Source organism: Streptomyces sp. SID8352, from assembly GCF_009862265.1.
Lineage (GTDB): Bacteria > Actinomycetota > Actinomycetes > Streptomycetales > Streptomycetaceae > Streptomyces.
Genome location: NZ_WWGX01000006.1, coordinates 35,691 through 62,615, shown reverse-complemented (window position 1 = coordinate 62,615; position 26,925 = coordinate 35,691). Strand labels below are relative to the sequence as shown.

General features: G+C 75.4%; 15 protein-coding genes. 8 read left to right on the top strand and 7 right to left on the bottom strand.

All coding sequences use genetic code 11. The features are described from left to right. The 6 genes from GTY84_RS01445 to GTY84_RS01420 all read left to right on the top strand — a co-directional run. Positions 1–480: FG-GAP-like repeat-containing protein (locus GTY84_RS01445; RefSeq protein ID WP_202548973.1), on the top strand; the 480-nt coding region annotated here is incomplete at its 5' end. Positions 481–833: 353 nt separating this feature from the next. Then, a complete protein-coding gene (locus tag GTY84_RS01440; RefSeq protein WP_161224164.1) occupies positions 834–2,111 on the top strand; it encodes an MFS transporter in 1,278 nt (425 codons plus the stop codon). Continuing rightward, positions 2,111–5,980, top strand: a complete 3,870-nt coding sequence (locus tag GTY84_RS01435) for a type I polyketide synthase (protein WP_161224163.1) — start codon at positions 2,111–2,113, stop codon at positions 5,978–5,980. The genes GTY84_RS01440 and GTY84_RS01435 overlap by 1 nt, the downstream gene beginning before the upstream one ends. Positions 5,981–6,027: 47 nt before the next feature. After that, positions 6,028–13,437, top strand: coding sequence for a non-ribosomal peptide synthetase (locus tag GTY84_RS01430; protein WP_161224449.1), 7,410 nt, complete (start codon positions 6,028–6,030; stop codon positions 13,435–13,437). A 303-nt stretch (positions 13,438–13,740) separates the two neighbouring features. Further along, the gene (locus GTY84_RS01425; protein ID WP_161224162.1) at positions 13,741–13,965 is read left to right on the top strand and encodes a hypothetical protein; all 225 of its coding nucleotides are present in this window, start codon (positions 13,741–13,743) and stop codon (positions 13,963–13,965) included. A 478-nt stretch (positions 13,966–14,443) separates the two neighbouring features. Continuing rightward, on the top strand, positions 14,444–15,190 hold the full coding sequence (locus tag GTY84_RS01420; RefSeq protein WP_161224161.1) for a class I SAM-dependent methyltransferase: 747 nt from the start codon (positions 14,444–14,446) through the stop codon (positions 15,188–15,190). A 198-nt stretch (positions 15,191–15,388) separates the two neighbouring features. Here the strand turns inward: GTY84_RS01420 and GTY84_RS01415 are convergent, their stop codons facing one another. Both GTY84_RS01415 and GTY84_RS01410 read right to left on the bottom strand, forming a co-directional pair. Next, positions 15,389–16,027 (bottom strand): response regulator transcription factor, encoded by a 639-nt coding sequence (locus GTY84_RS01415; protein ID WP_161224160.1) that lies wholly within the window; start codon positions 16,025–16,027, stop codon positions 15,389–15,391. Further along, entirely contained in the window at positions 16,024–17,244 is a 1,221-nt protein-coding gene (locus GTY84_RS01410) for a sensor histidine kinase (protein ID WP_161224159.1), read from the bottom strand. Before GTY84_RS01410 ends, GTY84_RS01415 begins: the two co-directional genes overlap by 4 nt. A 169-nt stretch (positions 17,245–17,413) precedes the next feature. Here GTY84_RS01410 and GTY84_RS01405 point away from each other — a divergent pair, with 169 nt between their 5' ends. Continuing rightward, positions 17,414–18,688 (top strand): ABC transporter permease, encoded by a 1,275-nt coding sequence (locus GTY84_RS01405; RefSeq protein WP_161224158.1) that lies wholly within the window; start codon positions 17,414–17,416, stop codon positions 18,686–18,688. After that, positions 18,685–19,368 (top strand): ABC transporter ATP-binding protein, encoded by a 684-nt coding sequence (locus GTY84_RS01400; RefSeq protein WP_161224157.1) that lies wholly within the window; start codon positions 18,685–18,687, stop codon positions 19,366–19,368. The genes GTY84_RS01405 and GTY84_RS01400 overlap by 4 nt, the downstream gene beginning before the upstream one ends. 135 nt (positions 19,369–19,503) lie before the next feature. On the opposite strand, the gene GTY84_RS01395 is transcribed toward GTY84_RS01400, so the two are convergent. The 5 genes from GTY84_RS01395 to GTY84_RS01375 form a co-directional block, all read right to left on the bottom strand. Then, entirely contained in the window at positions 19,504–20,067 is a 564-nt protein-coding gene (locus GTY84_RS01395; protein ID WP_161224156.1) for an EF-hand domain-containing protein, read from the bottom strand. Positions 20,068–20,162: 95 nt separating this feature from the next. Then, the gene (locus tag GTY84_RS01390) at positions 20,163–21,809 is read right to left on the bottom strand and encodes an aldehyde dehydrogenase family protein (RefSeq protein ID WP_345943301.1); all 1,647 of its coding nucleotides are present in this window, start codon (positions 21,807–21,809) and stop codon (positions 20,163–20,165) included. 440 nt (positions 21,810–22,249) lie between these two features. Further along, the gene (locus tag GTY84_RS01385; RefSeq protein ID WP_161224155.1) at positions 22,250–24,076 is read right to left on the bottom strand and encodes a glycoside hydrolase family 3 protein; all 1,827 of its coding nucleotides are present in this window, start codon (positions 24,074–24,076) and stop codon (positions 22,250–22,252) included. Positions 24,077–24,661: 585 nt separating this feature from the next. Further along, positions 24,662–25,738, bottom strand: a complete 1,077-nt coding sequence (locus GTY84_RS34830; protein WP_161224154.1) for a helix-turn-helix transcriptional regulator — start codon at positions 25,736–25,738, stop codon at positions 24,662–24,664. A 122-nt stretch (positions 25,739–25,860) separates the two neighbouring features. Continuing rightward, on the bottom strand, positions 25,861–26,808 hold the full coding sequence (locus GTY84_RS01375) for a ricin-type beta-trefoil lectin domain protein (RefSeq protein WP_161224153.1): 948 nt from the start codon (positions 26,806–26,808) through the stop codon (positions 25,861–25,863). Between the last annotated feature and the right edge of the window lie 117 nt (positions 26,809–26,925).

Below are 26,925 nucleotides of genomic sequence, written 5' to 3'. Positions count from 1 at the left end.
CCCACCCGGATCGGCCACGGCTGGGGCTCCTTCAAACACGTCATGGCCGCCGACTTCAGCGGCGACGGCGCCGCCGACATCCTCGGCGTCGACACCACCGGGAACCTGCTGTACTACCCGCACAACGGCAGTGCCCTGAGCGCCCCCGTGAGGATCGGCCACGGCTGGGGCTTCTTCAAGCACGTGATGGCCGCCGACTTCAGCGGCGACGGCAAGGCCGATGTCCTCGGCGTCGACGCCTCCGGGAATCTCCTCCACTACCCGCACGTCGGGAGCGGCCTGGGCAGCCCCGTACGGATCGGCACCGGCTGGGGAGCCTTCCCGCACGTGATGGCGTCGGACTTCAGCGGCGACGGCAAGGCCGACGTCCTCGGCGTCGACGCCTCCGGGAACCTGCTGTACTACCCGCACAACGGAAATGGTCTGAGCGCCCCCGTGAGGATCGGCCACGGCTGGGGCACGTTCCGGTTCGTGCTCTGACGCCCCTGGCGCCCTTCCGGTCCCCCGCGCCCGGTGTGTCCCGCGTCCGCGCCCCGCCGGGCCGTCATGCGGGGTCCGCCCCGGGCGCCGTCCGGCGGCCCGCCGACCGGCCGGGAGACCGGAACGGAACGGTCCCCCGGTGATCGCGCGCTACGGGGCCGGAATCGTGGTACGGCTGGTGTGAAGCCACCGGCGGACGGGCAATGCTTGACCGAGTCGGCGGACACGGGTGCGGTACGGCGGGTCCTCCGATGCCCATGGGGTGCCGGACGGGACGACCGGCACGGCGGTGGACGGGGAGGGGCACGACGGTGACCGGCGAACGCCTCCCGTCGTCCGGGGAGAGGACGCGCATGAGGCACTTCCGGCTCCTCGTGGTCGGCAATGGCGTTTCCGCGTACGGCAGTTACCTGAACATGGTGGCGCTGAACGTCTTCGTCTACGACGTCACCGGGAGCGCGCTGGCCGCCGGGCTCTTCATGGCCGTGCGGCTGGGCACGAGCGTGGCGGCCGGACTCGTCAGCGGGCGCCTGGTCTCGGCCCACGACCGCAAGCGGCTGATCGTCGGTTCCGACCTCTGCCAGGCGGCGGCCCTGCTGGCCCTGCTGCTGGCACCGGAGTCCGGGCGGATCGTGCTGCTGTACGGCCTGGCGGTGGTCACGGGGAGCTGTTCGACGCTCTCCCAGGTGGCCCTGCGCAGCAGTGTCCCGGTGATCGTGGGGGCGGAGCACCGTACGCGCGCCAACGGGCTGCTGGTGACGGGGCGTTCGCTGGCAATGATCGCGGGGTTCTCCTCGGCGGGCGTCGTGGTGGCCCAGGTCGGCTACACGGCGGCGTTCGCCCTGGACGCCGCCACTTTCCTGGTGTCCGCGTCGGTGCTGCTGGCGCTGCCGATCCGGACGCGGCCGGCCGGAGGCTCCGACGGAGGTGGGAAGGACCCGGACGGCGCGGCGCCCTGGTCGGTGCGGCTGCTGGTGCGATCGGCACCGGTGCTGGCGGCGATGGTCGCGCTGCGGGCGGTTGACGGGCTCGGGTCCTCCTCGCACAACGTGGCGCTGCCGGTCTACTCCAGCCTGCTCGACCCGGCGCATCCGGCCACCTTCATCAGCCAGTTCTGGGCGACCTGGGCGGCCGGCAACATCATCGCCCAGCAACTGCTGGCCCGGTACACCGCCCGCACCGGACGCACGCCGGGCGAGCGGACGTTCGCGATCGGCGCGTGCGTGATGTCCGGGGCGTTCATCGTCGTCTTCGGCGGGCTGCCGACGGTGCCCGCGCTCGCCGTGGCCGTGGTCGCCGGGGCCGCCGACGGGATCACCGAGGTGGTCTACGTGTCGCGGCTCCAGGCCGTCCCCGACGAGTTGCGCGGACGCCTCTTCGGACTGTCGGCCTCGGTGGAGAACGCGGGCTTCGGGCTGGGGATGCTGGTCAGCGGTTCGCTGCTGGAGGTGTTCGCGCCGTTCCAGGTGGTGGCGTCCCTGCACGGGCTCGCCATCGTCCTGTGCCTGGCCCTGCTGGTGGTGCTGGTGGTGCGCCGCGCCCCCGACCGGCTCGGCGGGCCCCGCCCCGAAGAGGCCCCGGGCACATCCGCGGTGAGGGACGGCGGAGCCGTCCGGGAAGGAGAGAGCTGATGGACGGCGAGGGAGCGGACCCCCGGATAGCGGTGATCGGGACGGCGTTCCGCCTGCCGGGGGCCGAAACCCCGGAGGAGCTGTGGCGCCTCGTCCTCGGCGGCGAGGACCGCTTCACCCGGTTCACCCCGGCGGACCTCCGGGCGGCGGGCGTGCCCCGGGAGGAGTACGGGCACGAGGACTTCTCCGGCGCCTCCGCCTTGCTGGACGACATCGCGGGCTTCGACGCCCGGCACTTCGGGATGACCGCCCGGGAGGCGGCGCTGACGGACCCCCAGCACCGGCTCTTCCTGGAGTGCGCCCAGCACGCCCTGGAGGACGCCGGCTACCCCGGCGAGCGGGACGGCACCCGGATCGGGGTCTTCGCCAGCACCGGCTACCACCTGTACAGCATGCGCTCGTACCTGATGAACAACGTGCTGCCGAACGAGGAGAGCACCGACTGGCCCTCGGGCACCCAGGTGATGGTCGGCAACTTCACCGACTTCAACGCCACCCGGGTCGCCTACCGCCTCGATCTCACCGGCCCCGCGGTGAACGTCCAGACCGGCTGCTCCAGTTCACTGGTCGGGGTGCAACTGGCCGCGCAGTCAGTGCTGATGGGCGACTGCGACGTCGCGCTGGCGGGGGCGAGCGCCGTCCACGCCCCGCAGGTCCTCGGCTACCGGCACGCCAAGGGCTCGATCCTCTCCCGGTCGGGCCGGCTGCGCGCCTTCGACGCGGCGGCCGACGGCACCGTCGGGGGCACCGGGGTGGTGGCGGTGGCGCTGAAACGGCTGGACCGCGCGCTCGCGGACGGCGACACCGTGCACGGCGTGATCCGGGGCTGGGGCGTCGGCAACGACGGCGCGGACAAGCGGACGTACGCCGCGCCCAGCGCGCGGGGGCAGCGTGCGGCCATCCGGCGGGCGCTGGACCACGCGGGCGTCACCGCCGACACCATCGGCTACCTGGAGACCCACGGCACCGGCACCTACAAGGGCGATCCCATCGAACTGGCGGGCGCCCGCGCCGCGTACCGCGAGGACACCGACCGCGCCGGGTACTGCGCGCTGGGCGCGGTCAAGGCCAACATCGGCCACCTGGACGTGGCGTCGGGCCTGGCGGGGCTGGTCAAGGCGTTACTGGTGCTCCGGCACGGGGTGATCCCGCCGGTCGCCGGGTTCACCGCGCCCAACCCCCTGCTGGAGCTGGACGGCAGCCCCTTCTACGTCCCCGACGCCCCCCGCCCGTGGCCCCCGAGTGCCGCACCCCGGCGGGCGGGGCTGACCTCGCTCGGCATCGGCGGCACCAACGTCCATCTGGTCCTGGAGCAGGCACCCGCGCCGGAGCCCCGTTCCGCCCGGCCGGCCGCGCCGCCGGACGTGCTGCTGGTGTCGGCGTCCTCTCCCCAGGCGCTCACCGACAACGCGCGTGCCCTGCGGGACACCCTGCGGGCCCGGCCGGAACTGCACCCGGCGGACCTCGCCACGACCACCGCGCTCGGCCGCTCCCACGGCCGCCACCGGATCGCCGTGCGCGGCGGCGGCCCGGCCGCGCTGGCCGACGCCCTGGACGCGCTGCTCTCCGGTCCCGCCCCCCTGGCGACGGCGCCGGTGGCCGAACCGGCCCGGACCGCCTTCCAGTTCACCGGCCAGGGCTCCCTGCGGGCCGGGGCGGCGGCGGAGTTGTACGAGCGGTTCCCCGCCGTGCGGGAGGTGCTGGACGCCTGCGAGGAGGCGCACCTCGGCAGCACCGGCGCCTCGCTGCTGACGGGTCTGCTGGACCCGGACACGCACCCCGGGGTCTGGCCCACCGCGACGGGGCAGCCCGCGCTGTACGCGCTCCAGTGCGCGCTGGTCCGGCTGTGGGAGGAGGCGGGCATCACCCCGGCGGCGGTGACCGGGCACAGCGTCGGGGAGTACGCCGCCCTGCACGCCGCCGGAGCCCTTCCCCTCCTCGACGGACTCGAACTCCTGCTGAAGCGGGGGGCGTTGATGTGGGACCACTGCCCGCCGGGCGCCATGGTCGCGGTCTTCCTGGACCGGGAGACGGCGCTCGCGCTGGCCGCCTCGGAGCCAGGTATCGAGGCGGCGGTGAGCAACGGCGAGCGCTCACAGGTCCTGGCGGGCCCGGTCGACGCCGTGGAACGGCTGATCACCCGGCTCGGCGCGCTGGACGTCCCGCACGAACGGCTCGCGGTGGACCGGGCCTTCCACACGGCACTGACGGAACCGGTGCTCGACGCCTTCGGCACAGTGCTGGACAAGGTGCCCTTCGCCCCGGTCCGCGTCCCCTTCACCGGCGCCCTGGACGGGGCGACGCGGGCGCCCGGCTGGGTCCCGGACCGGGGTTACCTCCTGCGCCAGGCCCGCGAGCCGGTCCGCTTCGACCTGGCGCTGCGGGGTGTCGCCGACGGACGGCCGGACGCACTGCTGGAGATCGGCCCGCACACCACGCTCTCCGGCCTGGCCCGGCGTGCACTGCCCGGGGTGCCGGCGGTCCCGTCCCTGCGCCGGGGCGCGGGGCTCGGCGCACTCTTCGGCGCGGCGACGGCCCTGCACCTCGCGGGGGCGGACGTGCGGTGGGAGGTGTTCCTGGCCGGCACCGGCGGGCGCCGCGTCCCGCTGCCCGGGTACCGCTTCCAGCACCGGCACCACTGGATCGGGCCCCCTCCCATGGGGGCGACGGCGGGGAGCCCCCCGAAGGCGGGTGCGTCGGGCGCGGGCGCGGGGGCGTCGGGCACCGGTGCGGAAGCGGCGGACCCGGAGGCCGGGAGCATGGAGACCACGCACCCGTCGGTCTTGAGCCAGGCCGACGCCACCCCGGAAGCCTGGGCCACATACCTCACGGACCGGGCACTCGCCGCCCCGGAGGTCACGAGCGCATCCGTCACGCCACAATTCCGCACAGGCCCGGGGGCCACGAGCGCACCCGGCACGGCCCCGAGGCCCGTGGTCGCACCGCTCAGGCAGCAGGCCCTCGCGAGTCCGTCGGTCACGGACGCCCCACCCGGGATTCCGGCACCCCGGGAGCTCTCCCCCGAGAACCCCTCCCCCGCACCACCGCCCCCCGCAGGACCCTCGTCAGGGCCCTTCCCGGCCCCGGGTCCGGCTGCCCCTCCCCCGTATCCCGCACCGCCCGCACCCCCTGCCCCGCACGCTTCCCCTTCCCCGACCCTGAACCCATCCCCGCCCGCCGCGGTGCCCGCACCGCCGGCCCCGGCGAGAGAGGAACCCACCATGACGACGGCCGACACGAGGACAGCCCCGGAGACCGAGGGCCACCTTCTGGACGGCATCCTGCGGGTGCTCGCCCGGGGCATCGGCGAGGACCCCGCGTCCATCCCGGCGGACACCCCCTTCTTCGACCTGGGCGCGGACTCGCTGCTCATGATCAATGTGCTGCGGGAGATCGAGGAGGAGCACCGGGTCCGCGTCACGATGCGCGAGTTGTTCGAGGAGACGGGGACCGCGCGGCTACTGGCCCGGCTGATCGCCTCCCGGTTACCGGAGGGGCCGGGTCCGGCACCGGAACCCGTCGCGGAGCCGGTCCCGGAAGCCCCCGCCCCGGCCCCCGTGGCGACGGCCCGGACGGCGCCCCGCCCACCGGGGCCACCGGCCGCCCCCGCGCCCCGGCCCGCCCATCCCTTCCCGGCGGAGCCCGCACCCCCCGTCGGACCACCCGTTCCAGCAGCCCCCGCCGCTCCGGCGCTCCCGGCCGTCGATGCGTCCGACCCGTGTGCGACCCGTGCGGAGCTGCGGGAACTGGCGCTGCGAGTCCAGCAGTTGTCGCAGATCCAGCTCCAGTTGATGACCCAGCTCACCCAGTTGCTCGCCCTCCAGGGCGCGGCGACGGCGGACCGGCCGCACGACGGGGCGGCCCGGTGACCGCGCCGCGGGACCTCGCCCTCGCCCTGGACCGGGACCTCACGGAGATGGCCGGGCTGGCCCGGCGCATCGGCGAGCAGATCGACGCGGTGCGGGGCGCCGGACCGGGCGCCCCGGCGGAGGAGCGGCCGAGGACGCACGGCCCCCGGGTCGAGATCGCCCCCGGCGGCGGCATGGTCCGCGCCGGCTCGCCCCGCGCCCAGCGGGAGCACCTGGACGACCTCGTCCGCCGCTACACCGCCCGCACCGCCGCCTCCAAGCGTCTCGCCCAGCGGCACCGGAGGCGGCTGGCCGACAGCCGGGCGGTGGTGGGCTTCCGCAGGTCGACCAAGGAGATGCTGTACCCGGTGGCGGCGCGCCGGGCGGCCGGGGCCCGGATCGAGGACATCGACGGCAACGCCTACACGGACATCACCATGGGCTTCGGTGTGCTCCTCTTCGGCCACGAGCCGGAGTTCGTCGGCGAGGCCGTGCGCGAGCACCTGTCCCGGGGCATCCGGCTGGGCCCCCGGGGCGCCGAGACCGGCGAGGCGGCCGAACTGCTGGCCGAGCTGACCGGGCTGGAGCGGGTCGCCTTCGCCAACTCGGGAACGGAGGCGAACGCGGCGGCGATCCGGCTGGCCCGCGCCGCCACCGGACGGGACCGGATCGTCACCTTCGAGGGCGCCTACCACGGCCATGCCGACCAGGTGCTGGGCCGGGTCGCGGGCCGCGGGGCCGGGGCGCGGACGGTGCCCGTCTCCCGGGGCGTCCCGGAGAGCGCCGTGGCCGAGCTGACCGTGCTCACCTACGGCAGCGAGGAGTCGCTGCACGCCATCGAGCGGGACGCCGGGCGGATCGCGGCGGTCGTGGTGGAGCCGGTGCAGAGCCGCAACCCGGCGCTCCAGCCGGTGGAGTTCGTGCGCGCACTGCGCGAACTGACCCGCCGCCACGGCATCGTGCTGCTGTTCGACGAGATGCTGACCGGGTTCCGCCCCGCGCTCCGGGGCGCCCAGGAGCTGTACGGCGTCGTCCCGGACCTCGCCACCTACGGCAAGGTGCTCGGCGGCGGCTTCCCGATCGGCGCCATCGCGGGCCGCGCCGACATCCTCGACGGCGTCGACGGCGGCCACTGGTCGTACGGCGACGACAGCGTCCCGCCCGCCGACACCACCTTCTTCGGCGGCACCTACCTCCAGCACCCCGTCTCCATGACGGCCGCCCGCGCGGTCCTCACCCACCTCAAGGAGCAGGGACCGGATCTCCAGCGGAGACTCAACGCCCGTACAGAACAGCTTGGTTCGGAACTCAATGGATTCTTCGAGGCGGAGGGCTTCCCGCTGCGGACGCGCTGGTTCGGCTCCCAGTTCCGCTTCGAGCACCACGCCGACATGGAGCTGCTCTACTACCACCTGATGCTGCGCGGGGTGCACGTCTGGGAGTGGCGCAACTTCTTCCTGTCCACCGCCCACGGCGACGACGACGTGCGGCGGGTGGCGGAGGCCGTACGCGGGTCGCTCACGGAGCTGCGGGAGGCCGGGTTCTTCCCCGCCGACCGGCCCGCGCCCGCCGTCGGCGGCGGGCTCCGGCACCGCACCGGCCCCCGGGACCGGCCCCGTCCCCCAAACCGCGCCGCGCCCGCCGCGCCCGCCGGGCCGGGCGGGCCCCGGACGGCCGCACCGCCCGCGCCGCCGGCGGCCGTGCCCGCACCGTCGGTGACCGCGCCCGCCGCCCCGCGCCGCGCGGACTTCGGGCTCTACTTCTTCGGCGACTACCCCGAGGAAGGCGGGGCGCCCCGGGAGGGCCGCTACGAACTCCTCATGGAGGCGGCCCGGTTCGCCGACCGCAACGGCTTCCGGTCGCTGTGGATGCCCGAGCGCCACTTCGACTCCTTCGGCGGCCTCTTCCCCAACCCCGCCGTGCTGGCCGCCGCGCTGGCCCGCGAGACGGAGCACGTCCGGCTCAACGCCGGTTCCGTGGTGCTCCCGCTGCACGACCCGGTCCGGGTGGCGGAGGAGTGGTCGATGGCCGACAACCTCTCCGGCGGCCGGATCGGCCTCGGGGTGGCCCGCGGCTGGAACGCCGACGACTTCGTGTTCTTCCCCGACCGCTTCGCACACCGCAAGCAGGAGATGTACGACCGGCTGGCGGAGGTGCGGGCGCTGTGGCGGGGCGACGCGCTGCGCCGCACCACCGGGGACGGCGAGCGGGACATCCGGCTCTTCCCGCGCCCGGTGCAGGCCGCGCCGCCCTGCTACACGGCGGTGGTCGCCGATCCGGAGTCGTACGAGCTGGCCGCCCGGCACGACCTGGGCATCGTCACCAACCTGATGACCCAGGACGTCGACCGGCTCCGGGAGAACGTCGACCGCTACCGGCGGGCCCGGGCACGCCACGGGCTCGACCCGGCGGCGGGCCGGGTGGCCGTCCTGCTGCACACCTATCTGGGCGCGGACCGCGAGAAGGCGCGGGCGGAGGCGTACGAGCCGATGGCCCGGTACATGCGGGCGTCGCTCTCGCTGTTCAGCGGGACCGCCGGCAGCCTCGGCGTCGCCACCGGCCCGGGCGCCCTCAGCGAGGACGACCTGGACGTGGTGTTCCGGCGGGCCTACGGACGCTACTGCGACCGGCGCGCCCTGATCGGCGACGCGGACTCGGCGCTGCCGGTGGTGGAGGCGGTGGCCGACGCGGGCGCCGACGAGATCGTGGCCCTGGTCGACTTCGGGGTCACCGCCGAGCAACTGCGCGCCGGACTGCCCAGGTTGGACGCGCTGCGGCGACGCCACGGCGAGCGCGCGGCACCGCCCGCCGCCGCGCCGCCTTCCGCGCCGCCGCCCGGGCCCCTCCCCGTCGCCGTGCCCGCGCCGCCGCCCGTCGTGCCCGCGCCGCCGCCCTCCGTCGCCCCGGCGCCCACGCCCCGGGGGGACGCTCCGCTCTCGGCGGGACAGGAACAGATCTGGTTCCTGGAACGGCTCCTCCCGGGGCGTCCCGCCTACAACGAGATGAAGGCGATCCGGCTGCGCGGTCCGCTCGACACCGGGGCGCTGCGCACGGCCCTGCGCGGACTCGTGGCCCGTCACGAGGGGCTGCGCACCGTCTTCCCGCCGTCGGGCGGGACGGCCGTGCAGCGAGTACTGGAGGAGGCCGAACCGGACTTCACCGTGGTGGACGGTACCGGGAGCCCCGGGACGGCCGTCGACGCGGTGCTGGCGGCCGAGAACGCCCGGCGCTTCGACCTGGAACACGGCCCGCTGTTCGTGAGCCGCCTCGTCCGCACCGGCGCCGACGAGCACGTGCTGGTGATGTCCTTCCACCACATCGTGGTGGACGCGGCCTCCGCCGCCGTGCTGACCCGGGACCTCTCCGCCCTCTACCGCGCCGGACTCGACGGCACCCCGCCCGTGCTGCCCCAACCCGCCTGGAGCTACGCGGAGTACGCGCGGGAGCGGCGGGCGGCCGGGGACGGCCCCGGCACCGCGCGGGACCTGGACCACTGGCGGCGGGTGCTCGGCGGCGGGCTTCCGGAGCTCGGCCTGCCCGCGGACCGGCCCCGGCCGGAGCGGATGACCGCCGGGGGCCGCGCGGTCTTCCGCCCGCTGGGCCCGGAGCTGTCCGCGGGGCTCCGGGAGCTGGGGCGGGACCGGCGCGCCACCCTGTTCATGACCCTGGTGGCCGGATGGGCGGCGATGCTCCACCGGGTCACGGGACAGGAGGACGTGATCATCGGCGTCCCGGTGTCGGACCGGCCCCGGCGGGCGGCGGAAGTGGTCGGCTTCTTCGTCAACACCGTCGCCCTGCGGGTCGACCTGTCCGGCGATCCCGCGTTCACGACGCTGCTGGACCGGGTGCGGGGCACGGCTCTGGACGCCTACGACCACGCCGGGACGCCGTTCGAGCGGGTGGTGCGCGAGCTGGCGCCGCCCCGCCGGACGGACCGGACACCGGTGTTCCAAACGGGCGCGGAGTTCCAGTCGGCGGAGCCCTTCCGCCTCGAACTGCCGGGCGTCACGGCCGAACCGCTGGACGCGGGCCCCGACAAGGCGCTCACGGACCTGACGGTCCACTTCACGGACGGCCCGGAGGGCGTCGGCTGCCATCTGGAGTACAGCACGGACCTGTTCGACGCCGACACCGTCGACGGGTTCTTCGCGGTCTTCCGGGATCTCCTCGCCGCCGCCACCGCCGCGCCCGGCGCACCGCTGTCACGGCTCGCGCCGCCGGTGGCGGAGGGCGACGCGGTGCCGGAGCACTGGGAGCGGGGCCGCAGTCGCCCCGTGGCCGACACCACCCTGCCCGACTGGGTCGCCCGGCGCGCGGCGGAGCGCCCCGGGCACCCGGCCGTGACGGCCGGGGACGAGGTGCTGACCTACGGGGAACTGGAGGAACGCGCCGACCGGCTCGCCGCCGCGCTCCGCGCGCACGGGAGCGGCGGACCGGACGAGGTGGTGGCGGTGTGGCTGCCGCGCTCGGCGGACCTGGTCGTGGCGGTGCTGGCGGTGACGCGGGCGGGCCGCGCCTACGTACCGCTCGACCCGTCCCTGGGGGCGGCCCGCGCGGCTCAGGTGATCGCCGAGAGCCGGGCCGGGGCGGTGGTCTGCGACCCCGCGGCCTCGGCGGAGCTGGGGCTGCCCGGGTCGGTGGCCGTCGTCGCCCCCGACGCGGCCGGTCCCGCCGCCGGTTCCGCGACCGGTGGCGCGCGGCCCGCGGGCGCCGATCCGGCCTGTGTCATCTACACCTCGGGCAGCACCGGTGTGCCCAAGGGCGTCGTGCTCACCCACCGGGGCCTGGTCGACCTCTGCCAGTGGAACCACGAACGCTTCGGGCTGACCGCCCGGGACCGGGTCTCCATGGTGTGCGGGCAGAGCTTCGACGGCTCGCTCATGGAGATCTGGCCGACCCTCACGGCGGGCGCCACCCTGGTGGTGGCCGATGAGGAGGCGCGCAGGGACCCGTCGGCGCTGGCCCGCTGGTACGCCGGCCACGGCGTCTCCGTAGCCGTCCTGCCCACGGTGCTGGCCGAGCAACTGCTGCGGCTGCCCGCGGAGGAACAGCCGGGGCTGCGCCATCTGCTGCTGGGCGGCGAGCAGTTGCGGGTGCGTCCCCTGCCCGGGGTCTCCTACGGGACGGTCAACGTCTACGGTCCGGCCGAGACGACGGTGGCCTGTGCCGCCGGTGCGGTGGCGCCGTCCGGGCCCGGGGAACCGGAGCTGATCCCCGTCGGCCGCCCCCGGGACAACGTCCGGCTGCGGGTGGTGGACGAGGCGGGCGTGCCCGTACGCGTGGGCGCCGTGGGCGAGTTGCTGGTCTCCGGCCCCGGTGTGGCCCGGGGCTATCTGCACCGCCCGGACCTCACCGCCCAGCGCTTCCGCACCGGCCCGGGGGACGGTCCGGAGGACGCCTGCTACCGGACGGGCGATCTGGTGCGCTGGAGCACGGACGGACGGCTCTCCTTCGTGGGCCGCTCGGACGAGCAGGTGAAGATCCGCGGTTTCCGGGTGGAACCGGAGGAGGTGGCCCGGGTGCTGGGCACCCTGGACGGGGTGCTCCGGGCGGCGGTGGTGGGGCGGCACCGGGAGGGCGGCGAGCCGGTCCTCGACGCGTACGTGGTCCCGGTGGAGCCCGGCGGCGCGGACTCCGCCGGGCAGCGGCTCCTGGCCGAACGGCTGGCCGCCCGGCTGGCCGCGCGGCTGGCCGCGCGACTGCCGGAGTACATGGTGCCGCGTTCCTGGGCCGTCCTCGCCGATCTGCCGATGACCGCCAACGGCAAGCTGGACCGCGGGCGGCTCCCGTCGGCGCGGCTCCGGGTGGCGGTGGACACGGCTTCCGGCACTGCGGCCGGCCCGACGGCCCCGGCCCCCGCGGAGGACGTACGGGAGGCACGGCTGCGGGAGGCACGGCTGCGGGAGGTGTGGGCGGCCGAGCTGGACCTCGACCCGGCGGACGTCGCCGCGGACTCCTCGCTCTTCGACCTGGGCGGGCATTCGCTCACGGCGATGCGGCTGGTGAACCGGTTCCGGGAGGAGTGGGGGGTGGAGTACCCGCTCTCCCGCCTCTACCAGGAGCCGACGCCGCGGGCGGTGGCGGACTTCCTGTCCGGCGCGGCGGGCACCGCGACGGGCACGGCGGCGAGCACCGCGGCGGACCTCCCGCCCGGCGCCGCGACCGTCCCCGGCGCGCGGGTGGTCCGCGGCGGGCCCGCGACCGACCAGCAGGCCAGGTTCGCCCTGCTGCACTCCCGGCAGGGCAGGCCGCAGGTCCTCAACGTGGCCCTGCGGTTCACCTTCTCCGGCCGCCTGGACACCGGGGCCCTGACCGCCTCGCTGACCCAACTGACGGAACGCCATGAAGCCCTGCGCACACGGCTGGTGCGGGAGGAGTCCGGCTCCTGGCGGCAGGAGGTGCTGGAGCCGCGCCCCCTGGCGCTGCCGGTCCGGGACCTGACCTCCCTGCCGGAGGGAGAACGCGCGGAGGAGGTGCGTCGGCTCTCCCTTGAGCTGGCGGACACCCCGCTGGACCCCTTCACAGGGCATGTCCTCGTGCCCCGGCTGCTGCGCACCGGCACCGGGGAGTGGGTGCTGCTGCTGGTGCTGCACCACTGCACCTGCGACGGGTGGGCCCTGACGGTGCTGCTGGAGGAGCTGTCGGCCCTGTACCGGGCGGCCGTCGAGGGCACGGACCCGGGGCTGCCCCCGGACCCCCCGCAGCAGGTGGAGTACGCGCGCTGGCAGGCCGGACACCAGCGGGCCACCGGTCCGCGCCGCCTGGAGTACTGGCTCAAGGAACTGGACGGCGCGCCCTTCACGGCGGACCTGCCGCTGGACCGGCCCCGGCCGGCGGCGCTGAGCGGCCGGGGCGGGGTCGTCCCGTTCACCGTGCCGTCCGAGGTCCGCTCGGCAGTGGACCGGCTGGCCGCCGAGCGGTCAACGACACCGTTCGTGGTGGCCGCGGCGGCACTCGGACGGCTGCTGGCCCGCAAGGCGGGGCAGGCCGACATGGTGCTGAACATCTCGTACGCCGGCCGGGAGAGCAGGGAGTTCGAATCCCTGGTCGGCTGTACGGCGACCGGCTTCGCCCTGCGCGTGCGCGACGCCCGGACCGGCCCGTTCGCCGAGCTGGCGGACCGGGTCGCCGGGGCCCTCGTCCAGGGCATGGAGCACGCCCTGCCCGCCCGCCGGGTGGCCCCGGCGATGCGGGAGCGCACGGGCACCGGGATGCCCGACGCACTGCCCTTCGGTCTGGCCTACGAGACCCCGCCGGGCACCGGCGCCGACCTGCCCGGGGTGACCACGGTGGTGGAGGACGTGGCGCCGGCCGCCTCCCGGGCGGAGTTCATCATGGTGCTGACCCCGGCCGGAGACGTCCTGGAGGGCGCCGTGGAGTACTCGGCGGACCTGTGGGACCGGGAGACGGTGGCGGCGTGGGCCGAGGAGTACGTGGCCCTGCTGCGGTCCGTGACCCTGGAGGGCCCGGGCTCCTGATCCCGGGCCCGGGGTGTCCCGCACGCCGGCGGGGCACCCCGGGCGTCACCGAGCCCCCGGGGGCCAGACGGCGGCCCGGCGCGGGGCGAGGGTTCCCGCGCGGGGCGCGGGTTCCGGAGCCGGACGCGGGTTCCGGAGCCGGTTCGGTTTCACCGCTCTCACCCGAACGGGGCCGCCTGGGCCCGGGGGAATCCGTGACGCACGGTGCACGGTGGCCGACCGCCGGGTCACCACGGCACTTGCCCAGGCCGCGACGGCGGACGCCGGAACGCCCTACGGCCCGAAACGGGGCACCCTGGAACCGTGAGCACCTCCCCGATCGTCGTGCACCGGCCCTCCCCCAGCGGCGGCCGGAGGGTCACCGCGCACCGTGCCGGGCGGGACGAGATCCTCGGCACCGCCTACAGCGACCACGATCTGGTCGTCTTCCTGGAGAACGCGGGCGTGGCGGACCCCGAGGCCCTGCTGGACGATCCCCGGTGGGTGGAATGGCGCGGTGCGCCCGCCCATGAGTTCGGCTCCGTCTGACGGCGGCACGATGCCCCGGCCGTACCGCACCCGGCCGCACGGCCGCCCGTTCCCGATCCGTCCCGCGTCGGGGCGCGGCGGGGCGCGGATCACGGCGGCGGCCCCGGCGGACCCCTCGCCCGGGAGTCCCACCGGGGCCGCCGCCGCGGCCGGCGCCGAGGCGGACTGTTACCGTGGGCGGCGCGGCGGCGTACGGGCCCGCCGCGGAGAGCGACGCAGGAGGTGAGTCGATGACTGTCACGGAGATCACCGCCCTGCGCGGTGCCCGCATCATCCTCACCCCCCGGGCCTCGTCCTGACGGACGACTGAACCGTGCCTCCCCGGTGGGAGTCGCCGGTGCAGCAGGCCGTCCGGAGGGGCCCTTTTCCAGAGGATGCCTTGTGCCGTCCCGTCGTCGCTCCGTTCCGCGACCGTCCCGTACCCCCCCTTCCCCCGGGTCCTCCGGCCACCGCCGGGCACGACCGAGAGGAAGCCGCCATGGATCTCCCCCGCATCTTCACCGTCCGTGAGAGCAGCCACCGCACCCACAACCCGCTGACGCCCGGGAAGCTCGACGCCCTGGGCCGGGCACTGCACCTGCCCGCCGGGACCCGTGTCCTCGACCTGGCCAGCGGCTCGGGCGAGATGCTCTGCACCTGGGCCCGCGACCTGGGCTTCACGGGCACGGGCGTGGACATCAGCACCGTCTTCACCGCACAGGCCGGGTCCCGCGTCGCCGAACTCGGCGTCACCGACCGGGTGGAGTTCGTCCACGGCGACGCCGACGGCCACGTCGCGGACGAGCCGGTCGACCTCGCCACCCGCCTCGGCGCGACCTGGATCGGCGACGGCTTCGCCGGTACGGCCGCGCTGCTCCGCCGCAGCCTCCGGCCCGGGGGCCTGATGCTGATCGGCGAGCCCTACTGGCTCCGTGTCCCCCGGGACCAGGAGACCGCCGAGGAGTGCCACGTCACGAGCCCGGACGACTTCCTGACCCTGCCCGGACTGATCGGGCGGTTCGGGGAGTTGGGCTACGACGTGGTCGAGATGATGCCGGCCGATCAGGACAGCTGGGACCGGTACCGCGCGGCGCAGTGGCTCAACCTCCGCCGCTGGCTCGACCGGAACCCGGACGACGAACTGGCCCCCGAGGTACGGGCCGAGCTGGCCGTCGAGCCGGTGCGGTACGCGCGCTCCATGCGCGAGCACCTCGGCTGGGGAGTCTTCGCCCTGATGGAGCGCTGACCCGGGCTCCCTGACGGGGACGGGCGCACCACCGCCCTTCCCCGCGGGGGACCGTGGTCCCGACCGCCCGGCCCGGTCCTGCCCGCAACCGGCGCTGATGCAGAGGGGGTTGCTCACCGGGGGCCGTCTTTCACTCCGCGCGACCGCCCCGGGGGTCGGCACCCGGTGGGTCCGCTCCCGGCCTGACGGCGCCGCCGGTCAGCGGCGGATCAGTCCGAGGGCGGTGGCCGACGCCACGGCGGCCGTGCGCGAGTCGACGCCCAGCTTCAGGTAGACGCGGGCCAGATGGGACTTGACGGTGCCTTCGGTCAGATGGAGACGGGCGCCGACGGCCTGGTTGGACAGCCCCTCCGCGACCAGGGCGAGGACTTCGGTCTCGCGCCGGGTCAGGGTCGTGCCCGGTGTGCGCAGCCGGTTCATCAGCCGGTCCGCGACGGCGGGCGCCAGCGCGGTCCGGCCCGCGGCGGCGGTGCGCACGGCGGCGGCCAGGTCCTCGGGCGGGGCGTCCTTGAGGAGATAGCCGGTGGCCCCGGCCTCGATGGCGGGCAGGGTGTCCGCGTCGGAGTCGTAGGTGGTGACGATCAGCACCCGCGGCGCGCCCGGCCGGGCGGTGATCAGCGCGGTCGCCTCGGCCCCGCCCATGCCCCCGCCGAACTGCAGGTCCATGAGCACGACGTCGATGTCGCCCCCGGCGGCGCGGGCGACGGCCTCCTCGGCGGTGGCGGCCTCGGCCGTGATCACCAGGCCGGGTTCGGTCTCCAGTACGGCGCGCAGCCCGGCCCGTACGACGGGGTGGTCGTCGGCCAGGAGGAGGCGGATGGGGGCGGCGTGGGTCACGGGCGGGCCTCGGGATCGTTCTCGGTCGGCGGGGTGAGGGGCAGACTGACGGTCAGGGCGGTGCCGCGGCCCGGGGCGGACTCGACGGCCAGGGCGCCGCCGAGGGCGCGCACCCGGGCTCGCATCGCCGCCAGCCCGAAGCCGCCGCTCTCCGGGTCCGGGGCGGGCAGCCCTCCGGGGTCGAAGCCCTGCCCGTCGTCGGTGACGGACAGGGTGACCCGGCCGTCGGAGTGGCCGAGGGTGACGTCGGCGCGGGTGGCCCCGGCGTGGCGGACGGTGTTGGCGAGGGCGGACTGGGCGACGCGCAGGAGCGCGACCTCGTACGCGGTCGGCAGCGGCACGGACGCCCCGGTCAGGTGGAAGCGGGTGGTGGGGCCGTGCCGGGCGGAGGTGGTGGCGCACAGCCGTTCCAGGGCGCCGGCCAGGGTGGTGTCCTCCAGCGCGGGCGGGGTGAGCGCGGCGACGAAGCGGCGCGCCTCGGCGAGGTTGTCCACGGCGGCCTGGCGGGCCGCGTCGACGTGGCGGGCGGCGGTGTCGGGCCGGGCGGGCAGGGCGCGTTCGGCGGCCCGCAGCAGAAGCTGGATGCTGGACAGGCCCTGGGCGAGGGTGTCGTGGATCTCGCGGGCCAGCCGTTCGCGCTCGGCGAGCACGCCCGCGGTGTGCTCGGCGCGGGCCAGGTCGGCCCGGGTGGCGGTCAGCTCCTCGATCAGCCGTCGGCGCTGTTCGCTCTCCCGGTACAGGGCCTGGTAGCCGCGTACGACGGCGACGGCGACGGCGGCGCCGAGCGCGGGACCGAGCGCCATGGCCGGGCCGAACGACCCGGCGTGGGCGGCGAAGGCGACGACGGCCGCGACGGCGGTCGCCGCCACGGCGGCCGGTCCGGCGCGCCGGGGCAGCAGGTGGAGCTGGAGGAAGTACAGCGGGAAGGCCACCCAGACGGCGTCCGGGGTCAGGGCCAGCAGGAGCAGCCACGCGGCGCCCACGGCGGCCAGCCACCAGGCCGCGGCGGAGCGGGAGCGGCGGACCCTCGGCAGCAGCGGACCGGCGGCGTACACCAGGCCGCAGACCACGGCCGCGACGGCGGTCCGCCCGGCGTCGGGGCGGCCGTCGGCCAGGGTCCGGCCGGCGGTGAGGGCGAGCAGCCCGGCGATCAGCAGGTGCAGGCACCACGCCAGGGCCCGGGTGGTCGGGATCGGAGCGGGGGCGGCGGTGTTCACAGTGCCTCCCAGGTTACGGAGGCGGACGCTCCGGGGCCTCCGTCGAAAGGTGCAAGCCGCCTGCCCTCTTCCGGCCCGGGAAGTGCTCTCCTGTGCCGGACGCGGCCGAGCGGGTCCGGCGGCGAGGGTGGAGCCGTAACGTTCGCCGAGGGAGAGGACGGGCCGGGCCGTGTTCGTCGCCTGGAGAGACCTGAAGTTCGCCAAGGGGCGCTTCGGCCTGATGGGAAGCGTGATCGTGCTGATCACGCTGCTGGTCGGGCTGCTGTCCGGGCTGACGGCCGGGCTGGGCCGGGAGAACACCTCGGCGATCACCGGGCTCCCCGCCGATCTGATCGCCTTCGGTGCGCCCGGCGGCGGGGGCGGCCTGTCGTACGCCGACTCCGCGGTGACCGAGCGGCAGTGGCGCCAGTGGGCCGGGGCGCCCGGGGTGGAGAGCGCCGAGCCGCTGGGGATCACCATGACCAGGGCCGCCGCCGGGGACCGGAGCGGCGGGGTCTCGGTCTTCGGTGTCCGGCCCGGCTCCCGCCTGGCCCCGGAGGGCGCCCTGCTGGGTGGTGGCGCCGCGGTGCTGTCCGCCCCGGCCGCCGACGAACTGGGTGTGCGCCCGGGTGACGCGTTCACGCTGGCGGGGCACCGGCTCACGGTGGCCGCGGTGCGGGGCGACGCGTACTTCAGCCACACCCCGGTGGTGTGGACGGGGCTGGACCTCTGGCGGCGGATCGCACCCCCGTCCGGTCCGGACGCATCGACGGCCACGGCCCCGGGCACCGGCGGCGACGGGGGGCCGGGCGGGGGCGCCGGTGCGCCCGGGGGCGGTGGCACGGGCCCGGATGTGAACGGGCGCGCCGCGGCGCCGGGCGCCGCGGGCGGCGCCGCCGGGGGCACCGCCGCGGGGGCCGGTGACGCCGTCTCCGAGGGTGCCGGTGGCGGCGGTGCCACCGCCACGGTCATCGCCCTGACCACGGCCTCCGGCACGGATGTGGCCGGGACCGACCGGCGGGCCGGCACGCGAACGGTGACCGTCGGGGACTCGCTGTCCGCGATCGGCTCCTACACCTCGGAGAACGGCTCCCTGCAACTGATGCGCGGCTTCCTGTTCGCCATCTCCGCCCTGGTCATCGGGGCCTTCTTCACCGTGTGGACCATCCAGCGCGCCGGTGACGTCGCCGTCCTCAAGGCCCTGGGCGCCTCGACCGGGACCCTGATGCGGGACGCCCTGGGCCAGGCCGCCGTCCTGCTGGTGGGCGGCACGCTGATCGGCACCGGGCTCGCCGCGGCCCTCGGCGCCCTGGTGTCCGGCTCCGCCGTGCCGTTCCTCCTCACACCCGCCACCGTTCTCGTCCCGGCCGCGGTGATGATCCTGCTCGGCGTGCTCGGAGCGGCGCTGGCCGTCCGCCGGATCACCGCCGTCGACCCGCTGACCGCCCTGGGGAGCGTCCGATGAGCCTCGACCTGACCGATGTCACCCTCACCTACCCCGACGGGGACTCCCGGCTGACCGCCCTCGACCGGGTCAGTCTGGAGGTCCCGAAGGGCACCCTGACCGCCGTGGTCGGGCCCTCCGGCTCCGGCAAGTCCAGCCTGCTGGCGGTCGCCGCCACCCTGGTGGCCCCGGACTCCGGCACCGTCACCGTCGACGGCGTGCGCACCACCGGCATGTCCCGCGGTGAGCTGTCAACCCTGCGCCGCCGCAGGATCGGCATCGTCTTCCAGCAGCCCAACCTGCTGCCCTCCCTGACGGCCGCGGAGCAGCTCCAGGTGATGGCCCGGATCGACGGCCGCGCCCCCCGGACGGCGCGGGCCCGCGCGGGTGAGCTGCTGGACGCGGTCGGGCTCGCGGACCTGGCGCACCGCCGCCCCCACCAGCTCTCCGGCGGCCAGCGCCAGCGCGTCGGCATCGCCCGTGCCCTGATGAACGGCCCCACGGTGCTCCTGGTCGACGAGCCCACCAGCGCCCTGGACCACGAACGCGGCGCCGCCGTCGTCGCCCTGCTGACCCGTCTCACCCGTCAGCGGGCCATGGCCACCGTCCTGGTCACGCACGACCGCGTCCATCTCACCACCGCCGACCGGATCGCCGAGGTCCGCGACGGGCGCCTCCACCCGCCCGGGGCGGCGAGCTGACCCGGGCGGGCTCCGGTGCGGCGGACCGCGTCGGGCCCGGCCACGCGGGAACGTGGCCGGGCCGGACGGTGGCGCCCCCGGGGTGGCCGGGCGCGGGCCGGGGACGGGGTGCTCCGCGCCGGGTGGCGCGTTGGATCAGGCGACGGGGCCGTAAAGCCAGTTGCCCGCCGCGTCGGGGTCCGGACTGACGTAGAACTCGCGTACGGCGGTGAGGAGTTCGTCGACGGTGAGCTTTCCGCTGCCGTCGGCGTCGAGCTTGCGGAAGGCAACGGCCCGGTCCTCCGGCGCGGTGCGGAAGACGTCCTGCCACGCCTGGAACTCCCGCTCGTCGACCTCGCCGTCACCGTCGGTGTCGAGGAGTCCGACGACCGCCTCGGCCAGGGGCCGGAGGGAGTTCTCGAAGCCGTCGGGCGAGGTGACGAAGGCCCCGGTCATACATGTCCGGTACTCCTCGCGGGAGAGCACCCCGTCGCCGTTCTCGTCGGCGACGGCCACGAGGGCGTCCCAGAAGCGGGCCATGCCGTCCATCAGGGCGGTGCCCTTCGGGGAGGTGGCGGGCTCGCCGAAGCGGGACAGCAGGAGGGAGCCGAGGGTGAGCAGGTCCTCCCGGTCGACCGAGCCGTTGTCGTCGGTGTCGAAGTGGTGGAAGCAGACGTCGATCTTGTGGTGCAGCAGGTCGGTGCCGGACAGCGTGGTCATGGTGTGCCTTTCTTCGGGCGTCGCGGTGCCGCGACGGCGCGGTGGGAGGGGGGAACGCGGACGCGGCGCCGGGGGCGCTCGCGCGGGGGCCGGGCTCACGGGTGGCGCGGCGGCCCGGCGGTGGCGAGGTGGTCGAAGTGGTCCGGCCGCCCGGTGCCGATGCTGATGCCCTGGAGCCGGGTGGTCCGGAGGAAGGGAATGTTGGCCTCGCCGAAGACGCCGCCGGTGAGCCCGGTGCCGCCGATGATGGGCAGCACGGGGAGGGTGCCGATGTGGCTGTCGTTGACCTTGAGGACTCCCCCGTTGGTCACCTCGTCCGCGAACCGGTCGATCACCTGCGGGTCGCGGGCCCAGAGGGAGTTGCGCAGCCCGTAGGGGTTGGCGTTGACAAAGGAGAGGACGGTGTCCAGCAGTTCGCCGTCCGCGTACGGCCCCTCGGGGGTCTCCTCCGGCACGATCACGCACATCAGGGGGAAGAAGGTCTCCTCGGCGACGGCCCGCATCCGTGCCGCCGCGTCCAGGCCGCGCACGCGCAGCAGCACCGGTCGGACGAAGGGGCCCCGGCGCGACGGGGCGCCGTGCACGTCGACCGGTTCGCCGCCGCAGAGCAGCTCGGCCCCGTGCGCGAGGGCGTCGTCGAGGACGTCCTGGCACTGGGACCGCTTGACCACGGGGGTGAGCACCACGTCCGGGTCCTCGGGCGGCCCCACCCTGAGCGCCGCGACCCGCTCGTGCAGCAGACGGGTGAACTCGTCGGCAGCCGCCGGGTGGACCAGGGCGAACTTGGGGGCGAAGCAGAGCTGCCCGGAGCCGTGGTAGCGCTCCAGCGCCGCGTCGACGGCACGGGGCAGGTCGGCGTCCCGCCAGACGACGAGGGCGTCGTTGCCGGCCATCTCCATGATCGGCTTCTTGCCGTGGTCGATGCAGGACCGGGTGAGTTCGGCGCCCTCCCGGGAGCCGCCGAAGAAGAAGACGTCGTCGCAGTCGGGCGAGGCGAGCCAGGCGCGCAGCACGGGCCGGGCCGGGGCGCACAGGACGCTGAGGGTGCCGGGCGGTGCCCCGTGCTCCGCGAGGAGCGGGGCGATCACCGTGTGGAAGACATGGACGGTGCCGAGCGGTACGGAGGGCGGGGCGTTGAGGACGACCGCGTTGCCCGCGGCCAGGGTGGGGACGGCCGCGAGGGCGGTGAGCAGGGGGGCGTTGCGCGCCGGGTCGAGGCAGACGACGCCGTCCGGCTTGCGCACGAGGCGTATGCGGCGGCCGGACCGTTCGCCCTCCCAGCGCAGGAGCGGGCGGGCGTGGTCGACGGTGTCGGGGTGGGTGAGGGCGAGGGCGGCCGACAGGGCCCACTCCGCGACCCGTAAGGGATGCCCCTCGGCGACGAGGACGCCGGTGAAGTCGTCGGCCCGCTCGCGCAGCCGCCGGTGGACGGCGAGGACGAAGTCGAGCCGTCTCTCCAGCGGCACCCCGGCCCAGACCGGCTGGGCGGCGCGGGCCTCGGCGAGGGCGGCGGTGACCTGCTCGGGCGTGGAGCGGGCGACCCTCCCGGCGAGACGGGGGTCGGTCCCGTCGCCGGGGACGGCGCGGCCGTGGTCGAGGCGTGCCTTGAGCGCGAGCACGTCGTAGGTGTCCTGGAGCAGGGCGCTGCCGCGGGGCCAGTGGACCCAGCCCTCGCCGGGCACGGGAACACCCCCCAGCAGAACGGGATAGGTCGGCGGCGGTGCGCCGGTGGGACGGGTCACGGCAGCATTCTTGGACCGGTGCGCCCGCTTCACCCGTCCGGCCCTCCCGAATCACCGGAAAGAAGGAAGTCGAGCGTGTGGAGGTTTATTCCGGGGACGAGGGAACGGCCCGTGCGGGAGGTGCTGCCGGAGGCCGCGGTCACCGGATCGGGGCGACCGGAGGCAGGGGCTGTGACGGCGGCGGAGCGACTCCCCGGTGTCACCCTTCGTCCGGCGGGGGCGGCGCGGCACCGGGTCCCGCGAGGTGCCCCGGCCCCGCCGTCCCGCCCGCTCGTCGGGTTCAACGGCCCGGCCCGGCCCACGACGCCCGTCGCCGACCGCTGCTCGCCGACCGCCGCCCGGAAGGGGTGCCCGTCCGGAGGGGCGCCCGCCGCGACCGGACGGCCCCGGTGCTCCCCTGCGGGAGGCACCGGGGCCGGGGGCGCGGGCGGGCGCGGGCGTCAGTCGCAGTACGACAGGCCGTGCCCGGCCCGGAAGAGGACCTTGGCCGGATCGTCGGCCCGCTGGATCGGAACGGGCAGCTTGCCGCGCGGCTCGACCCGGCCGGCGATCACCCGGGCCGCGGCGCGCAGTTCGACCTCGGTCCAGCAGTAGGAGACCAGGGAGGCCCGGACACCGGGGAGGTGGGCGATGTCGTAGGGGTTGCGCACCGCGAGGTGGATGACGGGGACACCGGTGGCGAGGAGTCGGGCCACCAGGGTGCGCTGGGCGCTGGTGGCGTTGACGTTGTCGGTGGTGACGACCACCGCGTCCCGTCCGCGCGCGGCGGCCACGGCCGCGTCGATCGCCGCAGCGTCGGGCGTCCGGCCGGTGGCGAGCCGGGTGGTGCTGTAGCCCAGCTCGTCGAAGGCCCTGGCCAGTTCGGGCACGGTGGTGCGGGTGCTGTCGGTCGGGAAGGCCGGGCTGGCGCCGACCACGAGCAGCTTCTTCTGCTTGCGGCGCAGCGGGAGCGTCTCGCGCTGGTTGACGAGCAGGGTGGTGGTGCGCTCGGCGATCCGGGCGGCCTCGTTCAGGTGCTTGCGGGCGCCGACGACCCGGTCGACCTGCTTCGCGGAGACATAGGGGCTGCCGTCGAGCAGGCCGGCCTTGTCCTTGAGCCGCAGGATGCGCAGGACCGACTCGTCGAGCCGGGCCTCGGTGATCTCGCCGGCGCGGACGGCTGCGAGGACGCCGTGGTAGGCGACGTCGATGTTCGGCGGGAACAGCAACTGGTCGGCGCCCGCCTTGAGGGCGAGGACGGGCACCCGGTCGTCGCCGTACTTGGTGCGCACGCCCCGCATGTTGAGCGCGTCGGTCACGATCACGCCGTCGAAGCCGAGTTCGCCGCGCAGCACGCCCTGGAGGATGGTGGGCGAGAGGGTGGCCGGGTCGTTGCTGGGGTCGAGCGCGGGGACCTGGAGGTGCGCCGTCATGATCGAGTCGACGCCCGCGGCGATCGCGGCCCGGAAGGGCGGGGCGTCGATGCGCTCCCACTCCTCGCGGGTGTGGGTGATCACGGGCAGTCCGGTGTGGCTGTCCTCCCCGGTGTCCCCGTGGCCCGGGAAGTGCTTGGCGCAGGCCACCACGCCGGCCTGCTGGTAGCCCGTCACCTGGGCCGCCACCATGCGGCCGACATCGCGGGCGTCGGCGCCGAAGGAGCGGACGTTGATGATGGGGTTGGCCGGGTTGACGTTCACGTCGGCGACCGGGGCGAAGTTCTGGTGGATGCCCAGGGCGGCGAGTTCGGTGCCCGATATCCGTCCGGCGGCGCGCGCGTCGGAGAGCGAGCGGCCGGCGCCGAGCGCCATCGCCCCGGGGAGCTGGGTGGCGCCACTGCCGATGCGGACGTTGGCCCCGTGCTCCTGATCGATGGAGATCAGCGAGGGGATGGGGGTGGGAAGGGCGAGCGAGGCCCGCTGCACGCCGTTGGTCAGGTCCGCTATCTGGTGCGGGTCCTGGATGTTGTTGGCCCAGCCGGAGAAGTAGATGACGCCGCCGATGTGGTACTTGGCGATCAGCTCGGCCAGGGTGCGGACCCCGAGCTCGGCGAGGTTGCGCTCCTGGTCGAACTGGTTGGGGGACGTCGCCGACGTGCCGTAGAAGTACGGGACGAACAGCTGGCCGATCTTCGCCTCGACGCTCATCCTGGAGATGATCTTCTTGAGGCGGTCGTCGCGCTTCCGCGCGACCGCGGGGGTCGCCGCCACCCCGACGACGCCCGTCGCGCCCGCGGCCACCACGGTCGCCGAGGCGAGGACGGATCGTCTGGAAAGGCTCCGCTGCTGCATGGGGACATGCTCCTTCCGGCCTTGCAGGTCAAGGGAGTTGAAGGAAACGTGAAGGACTCCCAACAGCGCGAAACGTAGCCCGCCGATCACGGGCGGGGCAAGAGGTCCAGACTAATGGGATGCGGAGGGGGCGAGACCTCCCGCCCCGACTGCACGAGCGCCCTGAACTGGGCCGACGCAGGAGCCACGCGAATACTCAAGTCCCTTTGCGTGCATAGGTGTTGATCCTCCTCCACCGCTTCTGCGGATCACCCGGCCCGGCGGGGCCGGGTGCGCCCGCCGCGCGCCGTCCGGTGCAGGGCGTCCGGTGCGGGGCGTCCGGTGCGCGGCGCGAATGAACCCGGACTCCGGGTGCGCGCACCGCCCGTGGCCGGTCCGCGCACCCGCCGTGGCCGGGCGGCATCCCTTCCGGGGCGGGGGCGCCCGGCATCGGCGGGGCCTCGCGGTGCCGGCCGTCACGGCAGCGGGCGCCCCACCGGTGTGAGGGGCGGGCCGGCACCTCGGCGGTCCGCCGTCCACCCGGCCCGGACTGCGGCATCCCCGGGCACCCCGCCGGAGAGGGCCGCGGCGCCACACGTCCCGCGGCTACTCCGGGGGGAGGCCCAGGGTCGGCAGATGGTCCGTCATCAGGAGGGCGACGAGTTCGCGGCGGTTGCGCACACCGGTCTTGTCGAGGATCGCGGTGACGTGCTGCTGGACGGTGGGCACGCTGAGGTGGAGCAGGGCGGCGATGGCCTTGGTGCTGGCGCCGCGCACCGCGTGCAGGGCGACCTGCCGCTCGCGCGGGGACAGTCCGTGGGCGAGGATGGCCAGCGGCAGCCGCTGGGCCGGGGAGGCGGGTGCGGCGACGACGGCGACGCCCCCGCCGGGTCCCTCCAGCGGGGCGGCGTGCAGGGTGAGCCACTGCCCGTCGGGGGTGCGCACCCGCACCTCGGCGGGGCCGTCGGCCCACGCGGCCTGACGGGCGACGGTGAGGAAGCCGCTGGGCACACCGCCGGTGTGGGCGGTGGGTTCGGCCATCCGGCCGATCAGTTCGCGGGCGGCGGCGTCGGTGTGGAGCAGCCGTCCGTGCCGGTCGAGCACCACCACGGCCGGAGCGTCCAGGGGCCGTGTGCCCGGGGCGCGGCGCAGCGCGGCGAGGTGGACGCCGCGCAGAGCGGCGCCGATGGGGGCGGCGACCCGTTCGGCCAGCCGCAGTTCGGGCCGGTCGAAACGGCCCCGGGCGCGTTCGCGCATGAAGGCGGCGCTCGCCCACCGGCCGCCGCCGAGGTCGAAGTTGATCCGCAGTTCGTCGCCGTAGCCGCTGGGACGGAGCAGTTCCCGGTAGCGCACGCTCCGCTCGGGGCGGCCCTCGGTGGCGCGGCCGACGCTCTGGGCGCGATGTCCGGCGGTGCGGATCGCGGTGAAGGTGGTGGTGTCCCCGCTCAGCAGTTCCAGGTGGACGGCCTGTTCGAAGAGGGCGGGGTCGAGGCCGTCGGAGACGGTGGAGGTGGGGAAGCCGGTGACCGGGTCGTTGCCGTGCCAGCAGCCGCCGTCGAATCCGAGGGGGCCCGCGAGCAACCGGTGCAGCTCGTGGAACAGCTCGACCGGACGCAGCCCGCCGGTCGCCAACTCCGCTATGGAACCGAGGACTTCCCGCTCGGTGTCACGTCGTCCGGCCACGGACCGCAAGCCTACGGATTCCGGTGGGCGCCCAGGAGCCGGGCCGGACGAAACGCCCGAGAATGGCCGGAAGACCGGGGTGGACACCGCTCCCGGCGCCCACCCCGGTCCTCCGGGTGCGATCAGTTCCAGGGGTTGGCCCGCTGGTCGTCGATGGCGGTCCAGAAGCGGGTGTTGGCGGGCAGGGTGCCGTTGGCCCAGAGGCCCCAGCCCTCGCCGTCGTGGAACTCGGCCATGCGGAACCCGGCGCCGAAGTGGCCGGCGCAGAGCTGGTCGGCGGCGGCGCGGCTGGAGAGCTGCGTCCCGGAAACGGGGACGGTGGCCCTCACCTCACCACCGGCCCAGCTGTGGTAGCCGCCGACGGGCACTCCCGCCGGGGCGGGGCGGCCGTCCTGGCGGATGCACAGCACGGGCAGCACGGAGGAGGCGGGGCTGTCGCCGGAGTACGGGTCGCTGCTGGTGTCGTAGCCGACGTGCACGACGTCGTCGGGGCGCTGCTCCAGGGTGGCCCAGGTCATGCCGTTGTGGGTGGCGACGCCGCCGAACAGGGCCTCGTAGGTGGAGCGGTAGATGTTCCACTGCTGGTAGGTGCCGCTGTTGCAGGGGTACATGTAGAGCTTGTAGCCGCCGAAGTTCTTCTTGGTGTTGTCCAGGCACTGGGAGTCGGCGATGTTCTGCAGCCGTACCCCGAGCATGTCGTACTTCGGCGCCTGGCCGGTGGCGTTGAAGGGGGTGACCTTCCACATCTGCTTGGTCTCGCCCGTGCACTGCGCGCCGGTCGGGCCGTCGTGGTTCGTCAGGCAGGAACGCTGGTCAGCGGCGTAGTTGAGGGTGTAGACGCTCGGCATGCCCGCGACGGGCGTGAACACCCACTGGACGGGGTTGTCGGAGGGAGCGCAGGGGCGCAGGTCCAGTGAGCCCCAGGTGGCGCCGTTGGGACAGCGCTCGGACGCCTGGTTGAACAGGACCGAGGAGGGGGCGGCGGCCGCCTGGGCGCCGGTGGGCGCCAGCAGCAGGCCCGCCAGGGCGAGCACGGCCGAGAGGACGATGCGCCGGACGGATGAACGCATGGGATCTCCAGGTGAGGAGACGGCAGGGGGCGTGAACGGATGGCCCACACGGCGCGAGGGGGACGGACACCTCCGCCCGGTCGGCCGCGCCCAGCTTGTCAGCGTCCGGACGGCCGC

What these genes read in the sequence shown, in the direction of transcription:
- GTY84_RS01420 (WP_161224161.1), top strand. Translation starts at nt 14,444, where the DNA reads ATGGATCTCCCCCGCATCTTCACCGTCCGTGAGAGCAGCCACCGCACC.
- GTY84_RS01385 (WP_161224155.1), bottom strand. Translation starts at nt 24,076, where the DNA reads ATGCAGCAGCGGAGCCTTTCCAGACGATCCGTCCTCGCCTCGGCGACC.
- GTY84_RS01440 (WP_161224164.1), top strand. Translation starts at nt 834, where the DNA reads ATGAGGCACTTCCGGCTCCTCGTGGTCGGCAATGGCGTTTCCGCGTAC.
- GTY84_RS01430 (WP_161224449.1), top strand. Translation starts at nt 6,028, where the DNA reads ATGGCCGGGCTGGCCCGGCGCATCGGCGAGCAGATCGACGCGGTGCGG.
- GTY84_RS01400 (WP_161224157.1), top strand. Translation starts at nt 18,685, where the DNA reads ATGAGCCTCGACCTGACCGATGTCACCCTCACCTACCCCGACGGGGAC.
- GTY84_RS01435 (WP_161224163.1), top strand. Translation starts at nt 2,111, where the DNA reads ATGGACGGCGAGGGAGCGGACCCCCGGATAGCGGTGATCGGGACGGCG.
- GTY84_RS01395 (WP_161224156.1), bottom strand. Translation starts at nt 20,067, where the DNA reads ATGACCACGCTGTCCGGCACCGACCTGCTGCACCACAAGATCGACGTC.
- GTY84_RS01375 (WP_161224153.1), bottom strand. Translation starts at nt 26,808, where the DNA reads ATGCGTTCATCCGTCCGGCGCATCGTCCTCTCGGCCGTGCTCGCCCTG.